The sequence below is a fragment of the Agrobacterium larrymoorei genome (genome assembly GCF_030819275.1).
In the GTDB taxonomy this organism is placed as follows: domain Bacteria; phylum Pseudomonadota; class Alphaproteobacteria; order Rhizobiales; family Rhizobiaceae; genus Agrobacterium; species Agrobacterium larrymoorei_B.
Genome location: NZ_JAUTBL010000002.1, coordinates 2,956,695 through 2,979,342 on the forward strand (window position 1 = coordinate 2,956,695; position 22,648 = coordinate 2,979,342).

A 22,648-nucleotide genomic window follows, 5' to 3' on the forward strand; every position below is an offset into this window, starting at 1 on the left:
GGGAAAAGCTTCAGTGAGAGTTGAGGTCTATGCCCGCGCGCGCAAACCAGTCCCGCAGCGGCGCAAGTTCGGGATGGTCAAGCGCGGCCCGCATATAGGTGAAGGTGCGTGGCATGTGCTTCATATAGCCCGGCTTGCCATCGCGCTTCAAAAGCCGAACCCAGGCGCCGACCAGCTTGCAATTGCGTTGCGCCGCCATGATGGCAAAGGCTTTGAGAAACACCTTCTCGTCGAAGGCAGGATTTTTGCGGCGGATATCGAGATACCGCTCCATCATTCGCGCCTGCAGATCAGGCGGAATGGTCACGCGCGCGTCCTGTACCAGAGAGGCGAGGTCATAGGCGGTCGGGCCGATCATCGCGTCCTGAAAGTCGATGATGCCCACTTGCTGTGGCGCTGGTTTGTCCTGCTGCCAGATGATGTTCGGCGAGTGGAAGTCGCGCAAGACGAGCCCTGTTTCCACATCGGCAAGCTTGGCGATCAACTGATCCCAAACGGCGAAAAAATCCTGCCGCTTGGCGTCGTCGGTTGGTTTGCCGTCATGGATGTGGGGCAGGTACCAGTCCAGCAGCAACGAGGTCTCGATCTTCATCGCATCGGCATCGAAGCGCGGAATCTCATAGCGCCCACCATCCGGCAGCCCGATCGTTGCAGGCATCGGCTTTTCATGCAGCGCCGCCAGACAGGCAGCGCTTTCGATGTAGCGCTCCTCAATGGGCGCACCATTGGCATCCAGAACGCCTGCGCGTCCCATATCGCTCAAAAGCAGGATGCCTTCATCCATGTCGCGCGCCAGGATTTCGGGCAGCGCGAAGCCTTCGCTTCGGAGATGGAGATCAAGAGCAACGAACGGCTCGACCGTGCGGGCAAGATGCACGATCTCCGAATAGGATTTGCCGTTGTGAAGAGCGGGGCCGGGCGGCTGGGGCTGCCAGTCCATCAACAGATATTGGCTGTCGTCATCGCGCACCAGTTCATAGGTGCGATAGGCGGCGTCACCACTGAAATAGCGCCGCGTGGTGCTCGCCTTGCCGTTCCGCTCCAGAAAGCGGCGAATGGCGAAGACCCGTTCAAGACGCTCTATATGACGCCGGGATGCCTCGATCACAGCACGCCGGCCGTCTCCCTCGTGTGTGAGGCGCAGCAGGATGGTCGATGCTTTAGGCAGCACGTCGCTTGCCATCTCCGGCCACTCTATCAGGCACACGCCGTCCGAAAGCATCTCGTCGATGCCGAGTTCGTCCAGTTCCGACACGTCGGAGAGACGATAGAGATCGAGATGCGCGACGGGAAATCGAAGAGCATAAGATTGAACGATGGTAAACGTCGGGCTCGGTACTTCGAGCTCGGCATCATCGGCGATCGCGCGGATCAGAGCCCGCGCCATCGTCGATTTTCCAGCCCCCAGATCGCCCACCAACGCAATGGCGTCGCCAGGCTTTATGGCAAGCGCCAACTCCTCGCCAAGCCGGATGGTTTCGGCCTCATCAGCGAGGAAGAGCGAAAGGGAAAGCGTCTCGTCACTCATTCGGCAGCAATGGACTGCGGCTGATCGTGGGAGGGGATACGGCAGGTCACGACAGTGCCTTCACCCGGGCGGCTGTCGAGCGTAACGGTGCCCTGATGCAGGCTGACGAAGCTTTCGACGATGGAGAGGCCAAGGCCTGCCCCCGTGCGTCGGCCAGCCTGGCCGCGTGTCGAGAAGCGGTCAAAGACCGTCTTCAGCATGTCCTCGGGGATGCCGGGACCCTGATCGGCGACCGAGAAGACGAAATCGCCCTCGCTACGCTGGCAGGTCAGGCGGATCGCCGAACCTTCCGGCGAGAAGTTGACGGCATTGGTCAGAAGCTTCAGCAGGATCTGTTTCAGCCGCTGGTGATCGGCGACGATGGAGCCGAGATGGGCCGGTGCGACAATCTCGAGCGAAACGCCGCTTTCCTGCAGACGGTCGCTGATCTGCACTGCCACATCGTCCAGAAGCTCGTTCAAATCATTCTCGGCATAATTCAGATGCATGATGCCCGCATCGACGGTCGCGAGGTCGAGAATGTCGTTGACGATGGTCAGCAGCACGGATGACGAGGTCGATATATGATCGAGATATTCGGCTTGGCGATCGTTCAGTTCACCCATGCCGGGCGTTTTGAGAAGGTCGGTAAAGCCAATGATATTGGTCAGCGGTGAGCGCAGCTCATAGGAAACGTGCTGGACGAAATCGTTCTTCAGCTCGTCGGCCTTGCGCAGCGCCTCGTTCTTTTCCTTCAAAGCCCGTTCGGCGCGGACACTATCCGTCATGTTGACGAAGGTCAGCATGGTCTGTGCGTCGGGAAGCGGGATCACGGCGTAATCGAGCACGAGGCCGGAGAGAAGTTCCAGCGTTCCCTGCTTGGAAGGGCGCTCGTCGTCGAAGCTGGTGATGAATTGCGCGAATGCGCGCCAGCCATCAGGCTTGTCGTAGGATTGTGCACAGACGGCTTCGATGGAGCGGATATGCTTGCCGGCTTCGGCCTCTTCCGCGGTAATCGCCCAAAGTGCGCGAAATGCCGGGTTGGACAGGCGAATACGTCCGTCGGCGCCAAACACCGCGACACCTTCGGCGAGATGATCGATGGTTTCGCCCTGAACCTTGACCAGCGTGTTGTAACGGGTCTGGAGATCGACCTGTTCGGTCAGATTCTCGAACACCCAGGTCGCACCGCCTTGTGGATGCGCGGTGGCAATGACACGTAGAGTCTGTCCATTCGGAAGGTGCCAGAGATCGGTCTTGGTATCGAGTGCGCGATAGACGGAAAGTGCTGTCTCTTTCCAGCTCTTCCAGCTGAGTTGCTCCGGCAGCTTTCCGGCGCTGCGCAGCCGATCGAGAAGCTCGGAATTGCCGGGCTTCGATTCCAGGAACACCAGATCGAGGCCCCAAAGGCGGGCGAAGGCCTGATTGTAGAACTGCAGGCGCTGCTCGCCATCGAAGATGGCGACTGGCGTTGCCAGATGATCGAGCGTCTCCGCGTGGCTTTTCAGCGTACGCTTCAGCTCTTCGCGGATGGTCTCGGCATCGGAAGCGTCGATGGCGATACCGGCAGAGCCGCTCGGCGTCTTGATATCGACCACATCGAAGAAGGTTCTGTTGCCGGAAACCACGGTGGAGATCCGGTCGTGATAGGGCGATTCCGGCGTTGCCGTGGCACGGATCTTCTGCCGCGTCACCGTGTTCAGCAATTCGCGCTGTTCGGCGACCGCCTGCTGTGGCGTGGTGGCATCCACGGCAATGGCATAGGCGTGGTTCACCCAGATCAGCGCGCCCTCATTGTTTCTGCGCCAGGCTGGCTGCTCGATTGAATCGAGAAGCTCCTGGAAGGTCGACATGGAGGAAAGCAGCCGCTCTCGCTCTACCCTCAACTCTGCCAATTCGGCGCGCATATTGTTGAGAGCGATAAAGCGGGCAAAGGCCTTGCCGCCGGACACGCGTCCCTGAACCTCGATGACTTCTCCGCGCTGTGTCTCGATCGTCAGGTCGAAGCTTTGCGCCTGGCCGCGCAGCAGCTCAATTGCCTTTTCCAGCGGTGCTGCCGACGTGGGGCGCAGCCAGCGGCCAAAGGCCAAAAAGTCGGAATCGGCAGACGGCACGCCAGTTTCGGGTGGCAACTGACCAAAGAATTCCGGACGCTCGCCGGTATCTTCCCAAATGACGATCCGGCGCGACTTGTCGGAAATCAACGCCTCATATTTGGAAATCTTGTTCTGCGCTTCGGAGAGGGCCGTGCGGTACTCTTTCATCCCAGCTTCGATATTGCCGCGCTGGCGCACCAGCCAGACGATCGAGAAGAGGGTCGCGGAAAGAGCGCCGACGAAGATCGAATAAAGGATGGTTTCATTAGAGGAGAACAAACGTTCGCTTCTTAGGAGGAGCGCACCGTCCTGTGCCCGGGCACCCGTGGCGAAGCCGCTGAGCGCCGTTCCAGCCATCAGCGCGGAGACCGCGCACATCTTTTGGCGCAAGGCGCCTGCCATAGTGGTCAGAGAGCCGCGCAATCGTTCAAGAACGGGCGCCTCGTTGTTGCCCGTCTCCACGTTCTTTTGCACCCGCTGGCGCGAGTTCGCTTTTGTTACCGACATCCCCGGTCTGTCTCCGTCCTATGTGCCGCATCTTCGACAAGACATCCCATTTTCGCACGGGCATCCGCCCACACGAATCAAGTCTTCAGACAATACCGTCTCAGCAAATTTCCGGGAAGGGCGGCGCTCAAAAAGAAATCGCGGACTTTGTCAAGTCCGCGACGCCTAGATGTGGTGTATTTGATGTGGATATTAACTATAAAATCAATATCTGTAGTGTTCTGCCTTGAAAGGACCCGTCTTCGAGACACCGATATAATCTGCCTGCGTGTCGGAAAGTTCGGTCAGCTTCACGCCAAGCTTCTCGAGGTGAAGGCGGGCGACCTTCTCATCAAGGTGCTTCGGCAGCACGTAAACGTCGTTCTTGTACTCGCCCTGCTTGGTGAAGAGTTCAATCTGGCCGAGCACCTGGTTGGTGAAGGAAGCCGACATGACGAAGGACGGGTGACCGGTGGCGTTGCCGAGGTTCAGCAGGCGGCCTTCCGACAGAAGGATCATACGGTTGCCCTTGGCAAACTCGATCATGTCCACTTGCGGCTTGATGTTCGTCCACTTCAGGTTCTTCAACGAAGCGACCTGAATTTCGTTGTCGAAGTGGCCGATATTGCCAACGATCGCCATGTCCTTCATCTCGCGCATATGCTCGATGCGGATGACATCCTTGTTGCCGGTGGTGGTGATGAAGATGTCGGCAGACGATACGACGTCTTCCAGGCGAACGACTTCAAAACCGTCCATGGCAGCCTGAAGCGCGCAGATCGGATCGATTTCGGTGACCTTGACGCGAGCGCCTGCGCCCTGAAGCGAAGCAGCCGAACCCTTGCCGACATCGCCGTAACCGCAGACGACGGCAACCTTGCCGGCCATCATCACGTCGGTGGCGCGACGGATACCGTCAACCAGCGATTCCTTGCAGCCATACTTGTTGTCGAACTTCGACTTGGTGACGCTGTCATTGACGTTGATCGCAGGGAAGGGGAGGAGACCCTTCTTGCTGAGGTCGTAAAGACGATGAACGCCTGTCGTGGTTTCTTCGGTCACGCCCTTGATCGCGTCGCGCTGCTTGGTGAACCAGCCTGGCGAAGCCTGAAGGCGCTTCTTGATCTGTGCGAAGAGGATCTCTTCTTCTTCCGAGCCTGGGTTCGACAGAACGTCTTCGCCAGCTTCCGCGCGTGCGCCGAGCAGGATGTACATGGTCGCATCGCCACCGTCATCCAGAATCATGTTGGAGAGGCCGCCATCGGTCCATTGGAAAATCTTGTCGGTGTATTCCCAATATTCGGTCAGGCTTTCACCCTTGACGGCGAAGACGGGGATGCCGGCAGCCGCGATGGCCGCAGCAGCGTGGTCCTGCGTCGAGAAGATGTTGCAGGAAGCCCAGCGGATATCAGCGCCGAGTTCCTTCAGCGTTTCGATCAGGACGGCGGTCTGGATCGTCATGTGCAGCGAGCCGGAGATGCGTGCGCCCTTCAGCGGCTTGCTCTGACCGAATTCGCTGCGGCAGGCCATCAGGCCCGGCATTTCAGTTTCGGCAATGTCCAGTTCCTTGCGGCCGTAGTCGGCAAGGTTGATATCCGCGACGATGTAGTCCTTGTCAGCGCTCATAAAGGTCTCCTGCTCAAAATGGCAGGGAACCGTGCCGCTGCCTCGTAATTCAGGCTGCGGTTCTAACAGGCAATGGCTGATCTGGCAATAATGATATAAAGAAGTCTTTATGTCTTTATATGGTGGTTATCAAAGTTCTTCGCCGAACCTGTCAGCCACCAGCGCCTCGAGCGCTGCAAGGGCTTCATCCGCCTGATTGCCGCTTGCTTCGACGAGAACGGTACACCCAGGGCTGGCGGCCAGCATCATCAGTCCCATGATCGACGTGCCACCTACCGTCATGCCGTCCTTCGATACAGAGATCGCGGCATCGAACTGTTCCACCATCTGTACGAATTTCGCGGAGGCGCGTGCATGGAGACCACGCTTATTGACGATCAGCAGTTCCTTCGACAGTGAGGACATGAAGCGTGTTCTTCTTATTTGCCGCTGAGAACGCGGCTGGCGACATTGATGTATTTCCGGCCGGCGTCGGACGCCTCCTGCAAGGCCTTGTCCATATTGTCTTCAGTGCGAATGCCGGCAAGCTTGATCAACATGGGGAGATTGACGCCTGCAATCACCTCGACCGTGCCGCTATTCATCACGGAAATGGCAAGGTTGGAGGGCGTTCCGCCAAACATATCCGTGAGGATGATGACGCCATTGCCGTCATTGGCGCGTGTAACGGCGTCGATAATATCCTGCCGACGCTGATCCATGTCGTCTTCGGGCCCAATCGATACGGTCTCGATCAACTTCTGAGGCCCGACCACATGCTCAACCGCGTGACGAAATTCCTCAGCCAGCTTGCCATGAGTGACAAGCACTAGTCCGATCATGAAATGCTCCCTTACACACGCACTTTGCCACCTGGACCTGCTTCTGGTCTGCCGCCCTATCGCAATGCCGCAAACCTGTCCATCGGTGGGACCACATCTTGATGAGGAAAATGGGAAGCGCAAGCCCCCAATTGTGGGATTCTCGTTCACTTTCCCTTTGCTTTGAACAGATTTTGAGCAAGTGCAGCAAATTTTCCATAGGGGGTGATGCTGGAAAGCGGAATCCGAATGAGCGGTAGCCTGTTGCCGGTCGGCAGATCCAGCCACTCATTATCCGGTGGCAGGCGAGGGGTGTCCGGGTGCAGAACAGGCGTTACCGCATAGTCCATTGCAGCTGACGGAATGCTTTCAACTTCGACAATACCGCTACCGCGCAATTCAAAGAGTCCGGCAATGCTCTCCGGCCGCTCCACGATCACGCGGTCGGCTCTCGACGACATCAGAACCTGATCGTCCGCCACGAGCGCCGTGGCAAGGCCACACCGTTTTGCCTCTGTCATGAAGCTGAAGGCCAGTTCGCTTTTGCCGCTGCCGGAAGGACCGACAAACAGCAGTCCGGTCCCGTCGATGACGATGGCGGTCGCATGGTAATTGATGCGGTCAGCGCTCATGTGTATGGGCTGCCGGAAGCGACAGAGTGAAGCGGGCGCCTGAGATCACACCATATTTGTCGATGATGTTTTCCGCCTTCAGCGTACCGCCATGGGCTTCGGCAATCTGCCGGCTGATCGAAAGACCGAGGCCCGAATTCTGACCGAAGCCTTCGCTTGCCGGACGGTCGGTATAGAAGCGCTCGAAAATGCGGTCGATATCTTCAGCCTGAATGCCGGGACCATTGTCCTCGACGCGAATCAAGCAGCGATCCTTATGCCGCAGCAGGTGGACGAAAATGCGCCCGCCATCCTGCGAGACGAAGGAACGGGCGTTTTCGATCAGATTGGTGACGATCTGGCCAAGGCGAAGATCGTGACCGTTGACGACGTAGCTCGTTTTCACACCGGGCTTGTGATCGGCCACGTAGTCGATGGTGACCGTCTTCTTCTTGCTGGAAATCTGCCGCGAGATTTCGACAAGGCCGTTGAGCAGTACCTCGAGATCCACCGGCGAGGAATCGGCACGCGCCAGTTCCGCATCAAGACGCGAGGCATCGGAAATGTCGCTGATCAGGCGGTCGAGACGGCGCACGTCGTGGAAAATGATTTCGGTAAGACGCTGCTTGGATTCGTCCGTCTTCGCGCGCGGCAGAGTTTCGACGGCGCTGCGCAGGGAGGTGAGCGGGTTCTTCAACTCGTGGCTGACATCCGCCGCAAAACTCTCGATCGCGTCGATCCTGTCGTAAAGCGCATTGGTCATCTCGCGAAGGGCAATCGAGAGGTTGCCGATCTCATCCTGACGGGCGGAGAAGTCCGGAATTTCCTCGCGTGCCTTGGCACCCCGGCGCACGCGGATGGCAGCGGCCGAGAGACGGCGAAGCGGTGTGGCGATGGTGGACGAAAGAAGCAGCGACAGAACGATGTTCACCAGCGTCGCAATGCCGAAGACGCGCATGATCGCCAGTCGCTCGGCATGGACGATCTTGTCGATATCGCCCGCCTGTGTGGACAGAAGCAGGACACCCAGCACGGCGCGGAAACGCTGGACCGGAACGGCCACCGAAACAATCAGCTCACCTTTTTCGGTGACGCGCACGACAGCGCCGCGAACACCCGTCAGTGCATTCATCACTTCCGGATAGATCGATCCGTCACCGCCAGGCGTTTCTTTGTAAAGAGGCAGGCTACTTGGCTGCAGCATACGGTTGAACAGACTGGCGAACCATTCGCTCCAGGTCTGGGTCTCAGGGGTCACCGGCGGCAGGTCGTAGCGTAGCACCTGACCGCGCGAATAGAGGTGGCGCGAATCGAGAAGCAGGTTCGCATCCGCGTCGAAGAGGCGGGCGCGGGTGCGGGTCGGCGAAATCAGCCGACGTAAAACCGGCGCAACTCGCTCGGGATTGATCGGAAAGCTCAAGTCCTCATCATTCGGCACCGGCGTGATGCTTTGACCCGCCTGCAATTCCAGCAGCTTTTCCGGATTGATCGTAATCGAATTGGTATCCACCGACGCCGAGGCGGAGATCGCACCGGCGATGATTTCGCCCTGTGTCAGCAGGCTTTCCACCCGCGCATCGATCAGCCCTTCGCGAAACTGGTTGAGGTAGAGAATACCACCGACCAGCACGACGGTCGCGGCGACATTGAAGAAAAGAATGCGGCGCGTAAGGCTGGAGAAGACGGCGTTGCCGAAAATCCGCCGGATGATCGTCAACGGATGAATCCGGTGCCGCCGACCGCTCTCACGATCGTCGGCATCGGATGTCTCCGATGCGCTATCCTGCGTCTTGTTCAACACGTGCGTTCCTCAGCCCCGATAGTGGAATGAATTTGACATTTGATAGCATGTGCGGCGATCTTGAGGATCAAATGTCAAAATCAGACCACTAGTGCGGCGTCATTCTCCGGCCTTAAGCCGCTTCGCGGAAGCGATAGCCCACGCCATAGAGCGTTTCAATCATGTCGAAGTCATTGTCGACCAGCTTGAATTTCTTGCGCAGGCGCTTGATGTGGCTATCGATGGTACGGTCGTCGACATAGACCTGCTCGTCATAGGCGGCATCCATCAGCGCATCGCGGCTCTTGACGACGCCTGGGCGCTGCGCCAGCGAATGCAGGATGAGGAATTCCGTCACGGTCAGCGTCACCGGCTCGCCCTTCCAGGTGCAGGTGTGGCGTTCCTGGTCCATGGCGAGCTGGCCGCGCTCTAGCGTTCTCGCCGCCTGATCGGCGGCGGTCTTCATCGGGCTTACACCGGTCGCTGCTGCTTCTCGGCTGCTCGCGCGGCGCAGGATCGCTTTGACGCGCTCCACGAGAAGGCGCTGCGAAAACGGCTTGGTGATGAAATCGTCGGCCCCCATCTTCAAGCCGAACAGCTCGTCGATTTCCTCATCCTTGGAGGTCAGGAAGATGACGGGAAGATCCGACTTTTGCCTGAGACGGCGCAAGAGCTCCATGCCATCCATGCGCGGCATCTTGATATCGAAAATCGCCAGTTGAGGCGGGCGCGCAATCAGCCCGTCAAGGGCGGAAGCGCCATCGGTATACGTTTCGACCTTATAGCCTTCCGCTTCGAGCGCGATCGACACCGATGTCAGGATATTACGGTCGTCGTCTACAAGCGCAATCGTCTGCATAAAATTGGTCTCCATCGTCATTGCAATCTCTGCTCCCGACATTCACCCAGCCTAGGTTGTGCGCCGTGAACACGTCTCATGAGTATAAAGGTGGAACAAATTGTGGCAAAGGCCAATCCCCCGAGAAAGCTCAGCTTTGCAGGATGATTTTCCAGAGGGAGGCATTAGCTGGGATTTGCGAGCCAACTAAACCGATTTAAAAAGGAATAAAATCTTTTAAATCGATTAATATATTGAAATTGTTAGATATTTTTGGATTAGCATCTTGCCATTTCCCGTCCTTGCCGGTAGCTTCGCTGAAAATTTACACGGCCCGCATTCAGAAAAAGGGAACGCGCCATGAAAGAACTCGGAGTACACAATCCAGAAAACGGTGTGTCTGCACTTGGTCTGGGCGACGCCGCTGTCGTGCATTACAACCTCATCGAGAGTGAGCTGTACGAAGAATCGATCCGCAACGGCGAGGCGGACTTGACCGTCGATGGCGCGCTGCGTGCCGTTACCGGTCAACACACCGGCCGTTCTCCGAAGGACAAATTCGTGGTGCGCGATGCCAACACGGAAAACACCATCTGGTGGGACAACAACAAGCCGCTGTCGCCGGAGCATTTCGAAATCCTGCACAAGGACATGCTCGCGCATGCGGCTGGCAAGACGCTCTACGTTCAGGATCTCGTCGGCGGTGCCGATGAAGAAAACGCATTGCCGACACGCGTCGTTACCGAGCTTGCCTGGCACGGCCTCTTCATCCGTAACCTGCTGATCCGCCCCGCGCGTGAGAAGCTTGGCTCCTTCAAGCAGAAGCTCACCATCATCAACCTGCCGAGCTTCAAGGCCGATCCTGCCCGTCACGGTGTGCGCACCGAAACGGTGATCGCCTGCGACCTGACCAAGGGCATCGTTCTCATCGGCGGCACATCCTATGCCGGCGAAAACAAGAAATCGGTCTTCACCGTTCTCAACTACCTGCTGCCTGCCAAGGGCGTCATGCCGATGCACTGCTCCGCCAATGTCGGCCCGGATGGTGATGCCGCTGTGTTCTTCGGCCTGTCGGGCACCGGCAAGACAACACTGTCGGCCGATCCAGCCCGCACGCTGATCGGTGACGATGAGCATGGCTGGGGCGAAGACGGCATCTTCAATTTCGAAGGCGGCTGCTACGCCAAGGCGATCAAGCTCTCTGCCGAGGCCGAGCCGGAAATCTACGCGGCAACGCGCCGCTTTGGCACGGTTCTGGAAAACGTCGTTCTCGACGAAAACCGTGTTCCGGACTTCAACGACAATTCGCTGACGGAAAACACGCGTAGCGCCTATCCGCTGCACTTCATTCCCAACGCCTCGAAGACCGGCCTTGCCGGTCATCCGAAGACGATCATAATGCTGACCGCCGATGCCTTCGGTGTGCTGCCGCCGATCGCGCGTCTGACACCGGAACAGGCCATGTACCACTTCCTCTCCGGCTACACCGCCAAGGTTGCCGGTACGGAAAAGGGCGTGACCGAACCGGAAGCCACCTTCTCGACCTGCTTTGGTGCTCCGTTCATGCCGCGTCATCCGACGGAATACGGCAACCTGCTGCGTGATCTGATTGCGCAGCACGGCGTGGATTGCTGGTTGGTCAACACCGGCTGGACCGGTGGTGCCTACGGCATAGGCAAGCGCATGCCGATCAAGGCAACGCGCGCGCTTCTCACCGCTGCACTGACCGGCGAGCTGAAGAACGCCCAGTTCCGCACCGACGCGAATTTCGGCTTTGCCGTACCGACTTCGCTTGAAGGTATCGACAACAGCATTCTCGACCCGCGCTCGACGTGGGCCGATGGCACCGCCTACGATGCGCAGGCCAAGAAGCTGGTCAACATGTTCGTCACCAACTTCACCAAGTTCGAAGATCATGTCGACAGCACTGTGCGTGACGCGGCCCCTGGCCTGCTGGCGGCAGCCGAGTAAGAGCTCGATTTCTTCACGATACGAACCCGGCCTTGCGCCGGGTTTTTCGTTTGATGCTCTATATGATCATTCTGCTGCTTGAAGTCGGCCTGATGGTTTTCATTATCTTGGATCTGTGGCATCACGCCTGCCGGAGAATGACATGGCAAGCGCGCCCCTTTACATCAGCAGCAGAATAATAATTGCCGGATGGGAACTGACGGAGCAATTCGTGCTGGCTGGCGGCCCGGGTGGCCAGAACGTCAACAAGGTCTCCACTGCGGTTCAACTCTTCTTCAATATCACGGCTTCTCCGGCGCTGTCGGACCGGATCAAGACCAATCTCGTGAAGCTTGGTGGACGGCGCGTCTCGAAAGAAGGCGTGTTGATGATCGAGGCCAGCCAGTTCCGCACTCAGGAGCGGAACCGGGAAGATGCGCGGGAGCGTCTGAAGGAACTGATCCTCAAGGCAGCCGAGCCACCGCCGCCGCCGCGTAAGGCCACCAAGCCGACGAAGGGTTCGGTCGAGCGCAGGTTGAAAGCGAAATCAGGCCGGTCTGATATCAAGAAGATGCGCGGCAAGCCCGGGCAGGATTAGCCATCCCGAACAGATACGAGACGGCCCGATCCCGTCGGAAACAAAGACCTAAAGCTTTCTCAACGCCACCATATCGATCAGATGGTTCTGGCCTTTCCGCAAGATGAGGTCAGCGCGCGGGCGCGTGGGCACGATATTCTCGCGCAGGTTCTTGAGGTTGATATTTTCCCAAAGCCCTTCTGCAATCGCCAGCGCTGCCGTTTCCGAAATCGACGCATAGCGATTGAAGTAGGATGTCGGATCGCGAAAGGCGGTGTTGCGCAGGTTCATGAAGCGGTTGACGTACCAGTTATGGATGACCTTTTCGTCTGCATCGATATAGATCGAGAAGTCAAAGAAGTCCGAGACCATCGGCACGATACGACCGCCTGCCGGCAGGTTGCGCGCCTGCAGCACGTTGATGCCTTCGAAAATCAGGATGTCCGGCCGGTCGACATTGGTGAACTCGGTTGGCAGCACGTCATAGACCAGATGCGAGTAACGCGGCGCCTGGACATTCGGCTGGCCGGCCTTGATGGCGGAAAGAAAGCGAAGCAGCGCGCCAATGTCATAGCTTTCGGGAAAGCCCTTGCGATCCATCAGATTTTCGCGCCGCAGCACCTCGTTCGGATAGAGAAAGCCGTCCGTGGTGATCAGATCGACCTTCGGACTGGAGGGCCAGCGCGCCAGAAGCTCTTTCAGAATACGGGCGGTGGTGGATTTGCCCACTGCAACCGAGCCTGCGATGCCGATGACGAAGGGCGTCTTGTTGACGTGCTCCATATTGAGGAAGCGATTGCGCTGCGCGAAGAGCAGTTGCGACGCTTCCACATGCGAGGAAAGAAGACGTGAGAGCGATAGATAGATCCGCCGGACCTCATCGAGATCAATCGGGTCATCCAGTGAGCGCAGGCGCTTCACCTCGTCGGCGGAGAGCGTCAAAGGCGTGTCGGCGCGAAATTTCGACCATTCTTCCGAGCTGAAGAAGTGATAGGGCGAATACTCATCCGGTCTGAAATGATCGAGTGTCGTTGGCATGCCTTGCTCCCCCCTGCGTGCCATCGTCGTCATGATTGAGGCCTTGATGCCTTTTCCTGCAATCCGGACTGACCTGTCCGTCTCTCCAACTCCGCAAACACATCGGAGAGAGGGATATCGGCGATCTTGAGGACCACGAGAAGATGGTAAAGCAGATCGGCTGCCTCATCCGTCAGGTTTTTGCGATCCTGTGAGATGGCCGCGATGACCGTTTCGACCGCTTCTTCGCCGAGCTTCTTGGCGGCCTTGTTCTGACCGGCGGCAAAAAGCTTGGCCGTCCAGGATTGATCAGGCGATGCGCTGGCGCGTTCGGCAACGATGCGCTCGAGATCGGAAAGGGAAAACCCGCTCATGCTGCTTGTCCTTTGAAAGATCAGTCGAGACGCATGGCAATGCCATGATCGGCCATATAGGCCTTGGCTTGCCCGATCGTATAGGTGCCAAAGTGGAAGATCGACGCCGCCAGAACCGCCGTCGCATGGCCTTCCTTCACGCCCGCCACCAGATCATCCAGATTACCGACACCGCCGGAAGCGATAACCGGAACACGAACCTGATCGGCAATCGTGCGGGTCAGCGCGATGTCGTAGCCGCTCTTCGTGCCGTCGCGGTCCATAGAGGTGATCAGCAACTCGCCGGCGCCGCGCTCCACCATCTTCACGGCAAATTCCACCGCATCGATTCCCGTGGGCTGGCGTCCGCCATGGGTAAAGATTTCCCAGCGATCGGCCTCGCCGTTGCTCGACACCTTCTTGGCGTCGATGGAGACGACGATGCACTGATTGCCGAACTTATCCGCCGCCTGCGCGACGAAATCCGGGTCTTTGACCGCAGCCGAGTTGATCGACACCTTGTCGGCACCGCAAAGCAGAAGCTTGCGAATATCGGACACGGCACGAACGCCGCCACCCACCGTCACCGGCATGAAGCAATGGTCGGCTGTGCGCGAGACCACATCGAAGATGGTTTCGCGATTGTCGGAAGACGCAGTGATGTCGAGAAAGCAAAGCTCATCGGCACCGGCCGCATCATAGGCTTTCGCCGCCTCGACAGGATCGCCCGCATCGATCAGATCGACGAAGTTCACGCCCTTGACGACGCGACCGTCCTTTACATCAAGGCAGGGGATAATGCGTGCTTTGAGTGTCATGCCTTCGCCCCCTTGATCAGCGCCAGTGCTTCCGCCGGATCGATACGCCCGTCATACAGCGCGCGCCCTGAGATTGCACCTTCCAGCTTCGCGGCATCCGGCTCGAGCATGCGCTTGATATCGTCCATCGAAGCAAGCCCGCCGGATGCGATCACCGGAATAGAAACCGCATTGGCAAGCTCAAGCGTCGAGGCCCAGTTGATCCCGGCCAGAATGCCGTCACGGTCGATATCGGTGTAGATGATCGCCGCCACGCCTGCGCCTTCGAAGCGCTTGGCAAGCTCGATCACACCAAGCTCGGAAGCCTCCGCCCAGCCTTCCACCGCAACCTTGCCACCCTTGGCGTCGATGCCCACGGCAACCTGGCCGGGGAAGCGCTTGCAGGCTTCCAGAACCAGAACCGGATCGCGCACCGCAACGGTACCGAGAATGACGCGAGCGAGACCGCGGCTCAGCCATGCTTCGATATGCTCCAGCGTGCGAATACCGCCGCCGAGCTGCACCGGGTTCTTGGTGGATTTCAAAATGGCATCGACAGCTTCGCCATTGACGGTCTGTCCGGCGAAAGCGCCGTTCAGATCCACCACATGCAGCCATTCGAAGCCCTGGTCTTCAAAGGCTTTGGCTTGCGCACCGGGATCGGTGTTGTAGACGGTGGCCTGGTCCATATCGCCAAGCTTCAGGCGAACGCACTGGCCGTCCTTGAGGTCAATTGCGGGAAAAAGGATCATGTCAGGGCTTCCAGCGCAGAAAATTCGAAATGAGGGCAAGGCCGAGCGTCTGGCTCTTTTCCGGATGGAACTGAGCCCCAGCCATATTGTCGCGCCCAACGAAGGCCGTCATCGCTCCACCGTAATTGGTGGTGGCGATGACTTCGTCGCGATGCTTCGCCGCCAGATGGTAGGAGTGGACGAAATAGGCGTGCAAGCCATCGGGCCCGGTCTTGATGCCATCGAAGAGCGGGTGAGGGCGGTGCAATTCCAGCGTATTCCAGCCGATCTGCGGAATTTTGAGAGCCGGGTCCGATGGGGTCATCTCCACGACATCGCCTTCGATCCAGCCAAGCCCCTCGGTCACAGTCTTTTCAAGGCCACGCGAGGACATGAGCTGCATGCCCACACAGACGCCGAGGAAGGGATGGCCCTTCTTCTCCACCACGTCGATCAGCGCCTCATGCATGCCTGTCACCGCACCCAATCCAGCACGGCAATCGGCATAGGCACCGACGCCCGGCAGCACGATGCGGTCTGCCGATGCTACGCTTTCAGGCCGGTCGGTCAGATCGATCGTCGCGTCGATGCCGGCTTCCCGTGCCGCACGCTCGAACGCCTTGGTCGCGGACCGAAGGTTGCCGGAGCCGTAGTCGATAATTGCCACACGCATGTCAGCGCCTTCCATTCAAATCGAATTGGAACGAACCAGCCGGATCGTTCGTCATGAAGCCACCCGCCGCTTCGCGCACTTTCCATTCAGGTTTGGAGACCGAACTCTGTAACGGATGCTCATCTTCGGGGAGGTTCGAAAAATAGATCTCTTCCGCTGTCGAACGATCATGTGAGACGATCACGTCCTTCAGCGTCCAGCCCTTGGCAATCAAATGACGCTGAAGCAGGTTGCGACCTTCGAATCCGGCTATCAGTCCAACAGCCGCGGCAAAAAGAAGCCCGGTGATGCCGAAACCATCAAGGCGCGAGACCTGACCGGCTGCAACCTGCAAGATGACGATCGAGGCGGCCATCCACCACATGCGATGAATGGCAAACCAGAGCCATGGGAAAAACAGAGCAAGCCACGAAAATCTGTCCGCGATGAAGCGTGTGGTGCGATGATCCCTGTCGGGCCCGCCCGGTGCTTCCAGAACAAGATAAGATGTCATTGGCGTTCCTGACGACGTTCAGAGCAGTGCCGCTGTCGGGTGCTCTTCATGTTTCACCGGGTCAGGCCAGCATACCCTTCGTTGAAGGAATGCGACCTGCCTGCCTGGGATCGATTTCAGTGGCGCTGCGCAAGACGCGCGCAACCGCCTTGAAGCACGTCTCGGCGATATGGTGGTTGTTGGCGCCGTAGTGGTTGAGAATATGCAGCGTGATCCCGGCATTCTGCGCCAGCGCCTGGAAGAACTCGCGCACCAGCTCGGTATCGAATGTACCGATCTTCGGTGCGGAGAACTGCACGTTCCAGACCAGGAAGGGGCGGCCGGAAATATCGACGGCGGCCTTCGTCATCGTCTCGTCCATGGCAAGATCGAGCGAGGCATAGCGCGTGATGCCCTTGCGGTCGCCCAGGGCTTTGGCAATGGCCTGGCCGATGGCAATCCCTGTATCTTCCACGGTGTGATGATCGTCGATGTGAAGGTCGCCCTTCACGTCGATCTCCATGTCAATCAGGGAATGGCGGCTCAGCTGGTCCAGCATATGGTCGAAAAATCCGACGCCTGTCGAGATTTTTGCCGTACCGGTTCCATCGATATTCACGCGGACCGAGACGGAGGTCTCGTTGGTCTTGCGGGAAATCTCGGCTGTGCGCTCTGCCATTGCGGCTGCTCCTTGGACAATCTGGCCGTTCCTTACCAGCCCGCACCTCAAATATCCAGTCATTCCATCGTCTTGTAAGTGCCACCCGGTTGCTACGGTTAAGCAAGATTGCAATCGGCAAAACGGGACTTACATAATTTGCGAAAAGGACCGCAGCTCATGAGTGGTCCGATAGAGTAGATACAAGGCCCAGATGGGCAGACAGGTGCTTTATGACCACAATCATTACAGTGAGAAAGGGCGGCAAGGTCGTCATGGCCGGCGACGGACAGGTCAGCCTCGGCCAGACGGTGATGAAGGGCAATGCCCGGAAGGTGCGTCGCATCGGCAAGGGCGAGGTGATCGCCGGTTTCGCCGGTGCCACAGCGGATGCCTTCACCCTTCTCGACCGGCTGGAAAAGAAGCTGGAGCAATATCCCGGCCAGTTGATGCGCGCCGCGGTCGAACTCGCCAAGGATTGGCGCACGGATAAGTATCTGCGCAATCTCGAAGCCATGATGCTCGTCGCCGACAAGTCGATCACACTTGCCATCACCGGCAATGGCGATGTTCTGGAACCGGAGCATGGTGCCATCGCCATCGGCTCCGGCGGCAACTACGCCTTTGCTGCGGCACGTGCCTTGATGGATTCCGAGAAATCCGCCGAGGACATTGCGCGTCAGGCGCTCGATATCGCCGCAGACATCTGCGTCTACACCAACCACAATCTCGTTGTCGAAACGCTGGACGCTGAATAAGCGGACAGACCACCAACCCGTGGTTCCTGCGGGCCGGGCTGCCATAGCTGGCCGCAACAGGAAGCCGAAAGGATCGAAATGACCACTTTTTCTCCCCGGGAGATCGTCTCGGAACTCGACCGCTACATCATCGGTCAGCATGATGCCAAACGTGCTGTCGCAATCGCACTTCGCAACCGCTGGCGCCGCCAGCAGCTCGATGAGAGTCTGCGCGACGAGGTGATGCCGAAGAATATTCTGATGATCGGCCCGACCGGTGTCGGCAAGACCGAAATCTCTCGCCGTCTGGCAAAGCTCGCCGGTGCCCCCTTCATCAAGGTGGAAGCGACGAAATTCACCGAAGTCGGCTATGTAGGCCGTGATGTCGAACAGATCATCCGCGATCTGGTCGAGATCGGTATCGGGCTTGTGCGCGAAAAGATGCGCGCCGAGGTGCAGGCCAAGGCTCATGCCAGCGCCGAAGAGCGTGTTCTTGACGCTCTCGTCGGGCAGACCGCGTCGCCCGCCACCCGGGACAGCTTCCGCAAGAAGCTGCGCGACGGAGAACTCGACAAGAAGGAGATCGATATAGAGGTGGCCGACACCGGTTCCGGCATGCCCGGCTTCGAGATCCCCGGCATGCCTGGCGCCAATATCGGTGTGCTCAATCTGTCTGAAATGTTCGGCAAGGCCATGGGCGGTCGTACCAAGAAGGTGCGCACCACGGTGGAGAAATCCTACGCGGAACTGATCCGCGACGAGTCCGACAAGCTTCTGGACAACGAGCAGATTCAACGCGAAGCGGTCAAATCCGTCGAAAACGACGGCATCGTCTTCCTTGACGAAATCGACAAGATCGCAGCCCGCGATGGCGGAATGGGTGCCGGTGTTTCTCGCGAGGGCGTCCAGCGCGATCTGCTGCCGCTGGTCGAGGGCACAACGGTCTCCACCAAGTACGGACCGGTGAAGACGGATCACATTCTCTTCATCGCGTCGGGCGCTTTCCACGTCGCAAAGCCTTCGGATCTGCTGCCGGAACTTCAGGGCCGCCTGCCGATCCGCGTGGAGCTGAAGCCGCTCACGAAGGAAGACTTCCGTCGCATCCTGACCGAGACCGAGGCGAGCCTGATCCGCCAGTACAAGGCGCTGATGGCGACCGAAGAACTAGACCTGGATTTTACCGACGACGCCATCGATGCGCTGGCCGACGTGGCGGTCCATCTCAATTCGTCGGTCGAGAATATCGGTGCGCGCCGTCTGCAAACGGTTATGGAGCGTGTTCTGGACGAAATCTCCTTCAACGCGCCCGATCGCGGTGGCTCGTCGGTCAAGATCGATGACGCCTATGTCAAGGAACATGTAGGCGATATCGCCGCCGACACGGATTTGTCGCGGTATATCCTCTAAAGCGCACCCATGGCTTTGCAGTCAGCCTAGGTATTAAAATAATGAGGAGTGCGGCAAATCTTGCCGCACTCTTATTTTATCGGCCTTCTCTCGACATAAGGCATCGCTTTTCGTTAATGAATGTCGAAAGTCGATCCTCTGGATTACTCCGGCATCAGAGCCGACAAGAGAAAAGGCATCCGCTCGTGCGCAAAACTCTTCTGGCATTGGCAGCACTTCTGGCCATTGGCACCGTTCTTCCGTCCTATGCTGAGGCCGCGACGCTTGTGCCGCCTGGAAACCGCAATGCGGAACAGCCGAATGTTCCGGGTGCCTCCGCACGCCGCACCAAGGGGTCGAACTCCACCTATGAGCGGAAGTATCAGAAGGTCTACGAGCTTCTGTCCAGCGACAAGCAGCTGATCTCCAAGATCAAGTCGACGGCCAGCCGCTATGGTATCGATCCGATCCATATGATCGGGGCGATCGTTGGCGAACACACTTACAATGTCGATGCCTATGATCGCCTCCAGTCCTATTATGTGAAGGCAGCATCTTATGCCGGAAACAGCTTCCGCTTCGGCTATCAGGATGAAACGATCGCGCAGTTTCTGACGCATTCGCAATTCGCCAAATGTCAGTCGAAAAGCGATTCCTACAGCCTGTGGAATTGCCGTGAAGACGTCTGGGAAGCAAGCTTCCGCGGTAAGAAGGTGGATGGCGTGAGCTATCCTGACAACCGCTTCAGCGCTGTCTTCTTTCAGCCCTTCTATGCCGGACAGACATTCGGTCTCGGCCAGATCAATCCGCTGACGGCGCTCATGCTCTCGGATACGGTAGCGCGCACGTCTGGCTACGAAAGGCTGGACGAGAATGACGCCGCTGCCGTCTACACGGCCATCATGGATCCCGATCATTCGCTTGCCTATATGGCGGCCGCCATCCGCAAATCCATTGATGATTATAAGTCCATCGCCGACATGGATATTTCCAAGAACCCAGGCCTGACATCGACTCTTTATAATCTCGGTGGCTCGCAGCAGCGCGCAGCAGTGCTCGCCCAGAAGAACCGCCAGAGCGGCGCGACCGTCTGGCCGGAAGAAAATTACTACGGCTGGCTCATCAACGAAAAGCTTCCGGAACTCGAAAAACTGCTCTAACTGGAACAGGTGGTCCGGATTATTTCCGGAAAGGAAAAAATCTTTGATGCTTCGCGACAGTTGACGGACGCGGGGTTCACCCTCCACTCTATGGCAAATGACCATAGGGAGATATGTTGTGAGCCGCATCGAGCATAACGGGCTGTCATTCGACGCAACGCTTTACCAGTTCTTGAAGGATGAGGTTCTACCTGAGACCGGGCTGAACGCGGACACCTTCTTTGACGGGTTCTCTGCCATCGTCCACGATCTGGCGCCGAAGAACAAAGAGCTTCTTGCCAAACGCGACGCCTTCCAGGAAAAGCTCGATGGTTGGTATCGCCAGAACGGCGCGCCCTCCGATCTCGCTGCCTATGAAGCCTATCTCCGCGAGATCGGCTACATCGTGCCGGAAGGTGAGGCCTTCAAGGTCAACACCCAGAACGTCGATCCTGAAATCGCCGAACTCGCCGGGCCGCAGCTCGTCGTGCCGGTGATGAATGCCCGCTATGCGCTGAACGCGGCCAATGCCCGCTGGGGTTCGCTTTACGACGCGCTGTATGGCACGGACGCGATTGCAGAAGACGACGGCGCCGAAAAGGGCAGGGGCTACAATCCTCGTCGCGGCGAAAAGGTCATTGCCTGGGCAAGATCTTTCCTCGACGGCTCGGTGCCGCTTGCCAGCGGCAAATGGGCAGATACCAGCGGCTTGCGAGTCGTTGACGGTGCTTTGAGCATCGATCTGGACGGCAGTTCGACAACACTTGCCGATCCGGCACAATTTGCCGGCTTCGAGGGCGATGCGTCGAAGCCATCCACCGTTCTGCTGAAAACCAACGGCATCCATATCGAAATCATCGTCGATCCTACCACCAACATCGGCAAGGGTGATCGCGCCGGTATCTCCGATGTCATCCTTGAGTCGGCGCTCACCACCATCATGGATTGCGAAGACTCGGTTGCAGCCGTGGATGCCGAAGATAAGCTGGTCGTCTATCGCAACTGGCTCGGCCTGATGCGCGGCGATCTGACGGAAGTGGTTTCCAAGGGCGGTGAGACCTTCACCCGCCGCCTCAATCCCGACCGCAACTACACAGCACCTAGCGGTGCGGCTCTGGCGCTTCCCGGTCGCTCGTTGATGCTGGTGCGCAATGTGGGTCACCTGATGACCAACCCGGCCATCCTCGACCGTGATGGTCAGGAGGTTCCGGAAGGCATCATGGATGCCATCATCACCGGTCTGATTGCGCTTTACGATGTCGGCCCGAACGGTCGCCACCAGAACTCGCGCGCCGGCTCCATGTATGTGGTGAAGCCCAAAATGCACGGGCCGGAAGAGGTTGCTTTCGCAGCTGAAATCTTCAGCCGTGTGGAGCAGCTTGTCGGCATGCGGCCAAACACCATGAAGATGGGCATCATGGACGAGGAGCGCCGCACGACGGTCAACCTCAAGGAATGCATTCGCGCCGCCAAGGACCGCGTCGTCTTCATCAATACCGGCTTCCTCGATCGCACCGGCGATGAAATTCATACCTCGATGGAAGCGGGCCCGATGATCCGCAAGGGCGACATGAAGCAGGCGGCCTGGATTGCGGCTTACGAAAACTGGAATGTCGATATCGGTCTCGAATGCGGCCTCTCCGGCCACGCGCAGATCGGTAAGGGCATGTGGGCCATGCCCGACCTGATGGCTGCCATGCTGGAGCAGAAGATCGCTCACCCCAAGGCTGGCGCCAACACCGCCTGGGTCCCGTCGCCGACCGCGGCAACGCTGCACGCGACTCACTACCACAAGGTGGATGTCGCCCACGTTCAGGAAGGGTTGAAGAGCCGTGGCCGCGCCAAGCTTGCCGATATTCTCTCCGTTCCAGTCGCCGTTCGCCCCAACTGGACGCCAGAAGAAATCCAGCGGGAACTGGACAACAACGCCCAGGGAATTCTGGGCTATGTCGTGCGCTGGGTCGATCAGGGCGTCGGCTGCTCCAAGGTACCCGACATCAACAATATCGGCCTGATGGAAGACCGTGCCACGCTGCGCATCTCTGCCCAGCATATGGCAAACTGGCTGCGCCACGGCGTCGTCTCAGAGGATCAGATCGTAGAGACCATGAAGCGCATGGCAGCCGTGGTCGATCAGCAGAATGCCGGCGACGCGGCCTATACGCCCATGGCCGGCAACTTCGATGGTTCGGTGGCGTTCCAGGCTGCAGTCGAACTGGTGCTAAAGGGCAGGGAGCAGCCGAATGGCTATACCGAGCCGGTCCTGCACCGTCGCCGTCTTGAGCTGAAAGCCAAGCAAACCGCCTGATTGTATCATCTATCGGTTATGAACGCTTCCCTTGCACCGGAAGCGTTCATAACCGGAAACAAGAAAGCCGCCGGGACATTCCTCGGCGGCTTTTTCATGCTCTGTG

At 58.4% G+C, this 22,648-nt stretch carries 21 protein-coding genes; 6 read left to right on the forward strand and 15 right to left on the reverse strand.

Annotated elements, in window-relative coordinates; genetic code table 11:
• Nucleotides 1-10 precede the first annotated feature (10 nt).
• The 8 genes from tsaE to chvI form a co-directional block, all read right to left on the reverse strand.
• Entirely contained in the window at nt 11-1,528 is a 1,518-nt protein-coding gene (gene tsaE, locus QE408_RS22790; protein ID WP_306934713.1) for a tRNA (adenosine(37)-N6)-threonylcarbamoyltransferase complex ATPase subunit type 1 TsaE, read from the reverse strand.
• Complete coding sequence (locus QE408_RS22795) at nt 1,525-4,005, reverse strand: sensor histidine kinase (RefSeq protein ID WP_306934956.1); 2,481 nt, start codon at nt 4,003-4,005, stop codon at nt 1,525-1,527. Before QE408_RS22795 ends, tsaE begins: the two co-directional genes overlap by 4 nt.
• A 309-nt stretch (nt 4,006-4,314) precedes the next feature.
• Entirely contained in the window at nt 4,315-5,715 is a 1,401-nt protein-coding gene (gene ahcY, locus QE408_RS22800) for an adenosylhomocysteinase (protein WP_111848737.1), read from the reverse strand.
• Nucleotides 5,716-5,844: 129 nt separating this feature from the next.
• Nucleotides 5,845-6,120: an HPr family phosphocarrier protein gene (locus QE408_RS22805; protein ID WP_306934714.1), complete on the reverse strand. Its 276-nt coding sequence runs from the start codon at nt 6,118-6,120 to the stop codon at nt 5,845-5,847.
• Between the two features lie 14 nt (nt 6,121-6,134).
• Nucleotides 6,135-6,536: a PTS sugar transporter subunit IIA gene (locus tag QE408_RS22810; RefSeq protein ID WP_306934715.1), complete on the reverse strand. Its 402-nt coding sequence runs from the start codon at nt 6,534-6,536 to the stop codon at nt 6,135-6,137.
• A 146-nt stretch (nt 6,537-6,682) separates the two neighbouring features.
• Complete coding sequence (locus tag QE408_RS22815) at nt 6,683-7,147, reverse strand: HPr kinase/phosphorylase (RefSeq protein WP_306934716.1); 465 nt, start codon at nt 7,145-7,147, stop codon at nt 6,683-6,685.
• Entirely contained in the window at nt 7,137-8,924 is a 1,788-nt protein-coding gene (locus QE408_RS22820; protein WP_373465575.1) for a stimulus-sensing domain-containing protein, read from the reverse strand. Before QE408_RS22820 ends, QE408_RS22815 begins: the two co-directional genes overlap by 11 nt.
• 115 nt (nt 8,925-9,039) lie before the next feature.
• A complete protein-coding gene (chvI, locus tag QE408_RS22825; RefSeq protein WP_306934958.1) occupies nt 9,040-9,765 on the reverse strand; it encodes a two-component system response regulator ChvI in 726 nt (241 codons plus the stop codon).
• A gap of 339 nt (nt 9,766-10,104) precedes the next feature.
• Here chvI and QE408_RS22830 point away from each other — a divergent pair, with 339 nt between their 5' ends.
• Nucleotides 10,105-11,715, forward strand: a complete 1,611-nt coding sequence (locus tag QE408_RS22830; RefSeq protein ID WP_306934718.1) for a phosphoenolpyruvate carboxykinase — start codon at nt 10,105-10,107, stop codon at nt 11,713-11,715.
• Between the two features lie 142 nt (nt 11,716-11,857).
• Nucleotides 11,858-12,292 carry an alternative ribosome rescue aminoacyl-tRNA hydrolase ArfB gene (gene arfB / locus QE408_RS22835; RefSeq protein ID WP_306934719.1) on the forward strand — a complete coding sequence of 145 codons (435 nt, stop codon included), beginning with the start codon at nt 11,858-11,860 and terminating at the stop codon, nt 12,290-12,292.
• Nucleotides 12,293-12,340: 48 nt separating this feature from the next.
• Here arfB and coaA read toward each other — a convergent pair whose 3' ends face one another.
• The 7 genes from coaA to hisB all read right to left on the reverse strand — a co-directional run bounded on the left by coaA (nt 12,341) and on the right by hisB (nt 16,993).
• Nucleotides 12,341-13,333: a type I pantothenate kinase gene (gene coaA / locus QE408_RS22840; protein ID WP_306934960.1), complete on the reverse strand. Its 993-nt coding sequence runs from the start codon at nt 13,331-13,333 to the stop codon at nt 12,341-12,343.
• A gap of 5 nt (nt 13,334-13,338) precedes the next feature.
• Nucleotides 13,339-13,662 carry a phosphoribosyl-ATP diphosphatase gene (locus QE408_RS22845; RefSeq protein WP_306934720.1) on the reverse strand — a complete coding sequence of 108 codons (324 nt, stop codon included), beginning with the start codon at nt 13,660-13,662 and terminating at the stop codon, nt 13,339-13,341.
• 20 nt (nt 13,663-13,682) lie between these two features.
• Nucleotides 13,683-14,459, reverse strand: a complete 777-nt coding sequence (gene hisF, locus QE408_RS22850) for an imidazole glycerol phosphate synthase subunit HisF (RefSeq protein ID WP_306934721.1) — start codon at nt 14,457-14,459, stop codon at nt 13,683-13,685.
• A complete protein-coding gene (gene hisA / locus QE408_RS22855; RefSeq protein WP_306934722.1) occupies nt 14,456-15,190 on the reverse strand; it encodes a 1-(5-phosphoribosyl)-5-[(5-phosphoribosylamino)methylideneamino]imidazole-4-carboxamide isomerase in 735 nt (244 codons plus the stop codon). Before hisA ends, hisF begins: the two co-directional genes overlap by 4 nt.
• A 1-nt stretch (nt 15,191) precedes the next feature.
• Nucleotides 15,192-15,842 carry an imidazole glycerol phosphate synthase subunit HisH gene (gene hisH / locus QE408_RS22860; RefSeq protein ID WP_306934723.1) on the reverse strand — a complete coding sequence of 217 codons (651 nt, stop codon included), beginning with the start codon at nt 15,840-15,842 and terminating at the stop codon, nt 15,192-15,194.
• A 1-nt stretch (nt 15,843) separates the two neighbouring features.
• Complete coding sequence (locus QE408_RS22865) at nt 15,844-16,335, reverse strand: DUF2628 domain-containing protein (RefSeq protein WP_306934724.1); 492 nt, start codon at nt 16,333-16,335, stop codon at nt 15,844-15,846.
• Between the two features lie 61 nt (nt 16,336-16,396).
• The gene (gene hisB, locus QE408_RS22870; protein ID WP_062424656.1) at nt 16,397-16,993 is read right to left on the reverse strand and encodes an imidazoleglycerol-phosphate dehydratase HisB; all 597 of its coding nucleotides are present in this window, start codon (nt 16,991-16,993) and stop codon (nt 16,397-16,399) included.
• A gap of 212 nt (nt 16,994-17,205) precedes the next feature.
• Here hisB and hslV point away from each other — a divergent pair, with 212 nt between their 5' ends.
• From hslV to QE408_RS22890, 4 genes are all read left to right on the forward strand, one after another.
• Complete coding sequence (hslV, locus tag QE408_RS22875; protein ID WP_306934725.1) at nt 17,206-17,730, forward strand: ATP-dependent protease subunit HslV; 525 nt, start codon at nt 17,206-17,208, stop codon at nt 17,728-17,730.
• Nucleotides 17,731-17,808: 78 nt separating this feature from the next.
• Nucleotides 17,809-19,116 (forward strand): ATP-dependent protease ATPase subunit HslU, encoded by a 1,308-nt coding sequence (gene hslU / locus QE408_RS22880; RefSeq protein WP_306934726.1) that lies wholly within the window; start codon nt 17,809-17,811, stop codon nt 19,114-19,116.
• 185 nt (nt 19,117-19,301) lie between these two features.
• On the forward strand, nt 19,302-20,255 hold the full coding sequence (locus QE408_RS22885; RefSeq protein ID WP_306934727.1) for a DUF1402 family protein: 954 nt from the start codon (nt 19,302-19,304) through the stop codon (nt 20,253-20,255).
• A 118-nt stretch (nt 20,256-20,373) separates the two neighbouring features.
• On the forward strand, nt 20,374-22,542 hold the full coding sequence (locus tag QE408_RS22890; RefSeq protein WP_306934728.1) for a malate synthase G: 2,169 nt from the start codon (nt 20,374-20,376) through the stop codon (nt 22,540-22,542).
• Nucleotides 22,543-22,648 lie beyond the last annotated feature (106 nt).

What these genes read in the sequence shown, in the direction of transcription:
- QE408_RS22795 (WP_306934956.1), bottom strand. Translation starts at nt 4,005, where the DNA reads ATGGCAGGCGCCTTGCGCCAAAAGATGTGCGCGGTCTCCGCGCTGATG.
- hisF (WP_306934721.1), bottom strand. Translation starts at nt 14,459, where the DNA reads ATGACACTCAAAGCACGCATTATCCCCTGCCTTGATGTAAAGGACGGT.
- QE408_RS22865 (WP_306934724.1), bottom strand. Translation starts at nt 16,335, where the DNA reads ATGACATCTTATCTTGTTCTGGAAGCACCGGGCGGGCCCGACAGGGAT.
- chvI (WP_306934958.1), bottom strand. Translation starts at nt 9,765, where the DNA reads ATGCAGACGATTGCGCTTGTAGACGACGACCGTAATATCCTGACATCG.
- hisB (WP_062424656.1), bottom strand. Translation starts at nt 16,993, where the DNA reads ATGGCAGAGCGCACAGCCGAGATTTCCCGCAAGACCAACGAGACCTCC.
- QE408_RS22815 (WP_306934716.1), bottom strand. Translation starts at nt 7,147, where the DNA reads ATGAGCGCTGACCGCATCAATTACCATGCGACCGCCATCGTCATCGAC.
- hslU (WP_306934726.1), top strand. Translation starts at nt 17,809, where the DNA reads ATGACCACTTTTTCTCCCCGGGAGATCGTCTCGGAACTCGACCGCTAC.
- hslV (WP_306934725.1), top strand. Translation starts at nt 17,206, where the DNA reads ATGACCACAATCATTACAGTGAGAAAGGGCGGCAAGGTCGTCATGGCC.
- hisA (WP_306934722.1), bottom strand. Translation starts at nt 15,190, where the DNA reads ATGATCCTTTTTCCCGCAATTGACCTCAAGGACGGCCAGTGCGTTCGC.
- QE408_RS22810 (WP_306934715.1), bottom strand. Translation starts at nt 6,536, where the DNA reads ATGATCGGACTAGTGCTTGTCACTCATGGCAAGCTGGCTGAGGAATTT.
- coaA (WP_306934960.1), bottom strand. Translation starts at nt 13,333, where the DNA reads ATGGCACGCAGGGGGGAGCAAGGCATGCCAACGACACTCGATCATTTC.
- arfB (WP_306934719.1), top strand. Translation starts at nt 11,858, where the DNA reads ATGGCAAGCGCGCCCCTTTACATCAGCAGCAGAATAATAATTGCCGGA.
- QE408_RS22805 (WP_306934714.1), bottom strand. Translation starts at nt 6,120, where the DNA reads ATGTCCTCACTGTCGAAGGAACTGCTGATCGTCAATAAGCGTGGTCTC.
- QE408_RS22830 (WP_306934718.1), top strand. Translation starts at nt 10,105, where the DNA reads ATGAAAGAACTCGGAGTACACAATCCAGAAAACGGTGTGTCTGCACTT.
- tsaE (WP_306934713.1), bottom strand. Translation starts at nt 1,528, where the DNA reads ATGAGTGACGAGACGCTTTCCCTTTCGCTCTTCCTCGCTGATGAGGCC.
- QE408_RS22845 (WP_306934720.1), bottom strand. Translation starts at nt 13,662, where the DNA reads ATGAGCGGGTTTTCCCTTTCCGATCTCGAGCGCATCGTTGCCGAACGC.
- ahcY (WP_111848737.1), bottom strand. Translation starts at nt 5,715, where the DNA reads ATGAGCGCTGACAAGGACTACATCGTCGCGGATATCAACCTTGCCGAC.
- hisH (WP_306934723.1), bottom strand. Translation starts at nt 15,842, where the DNA reads ATGCGTGTGGCAATTATCGACTACGGCTCCGGCAACCTTCGGTCCGCG.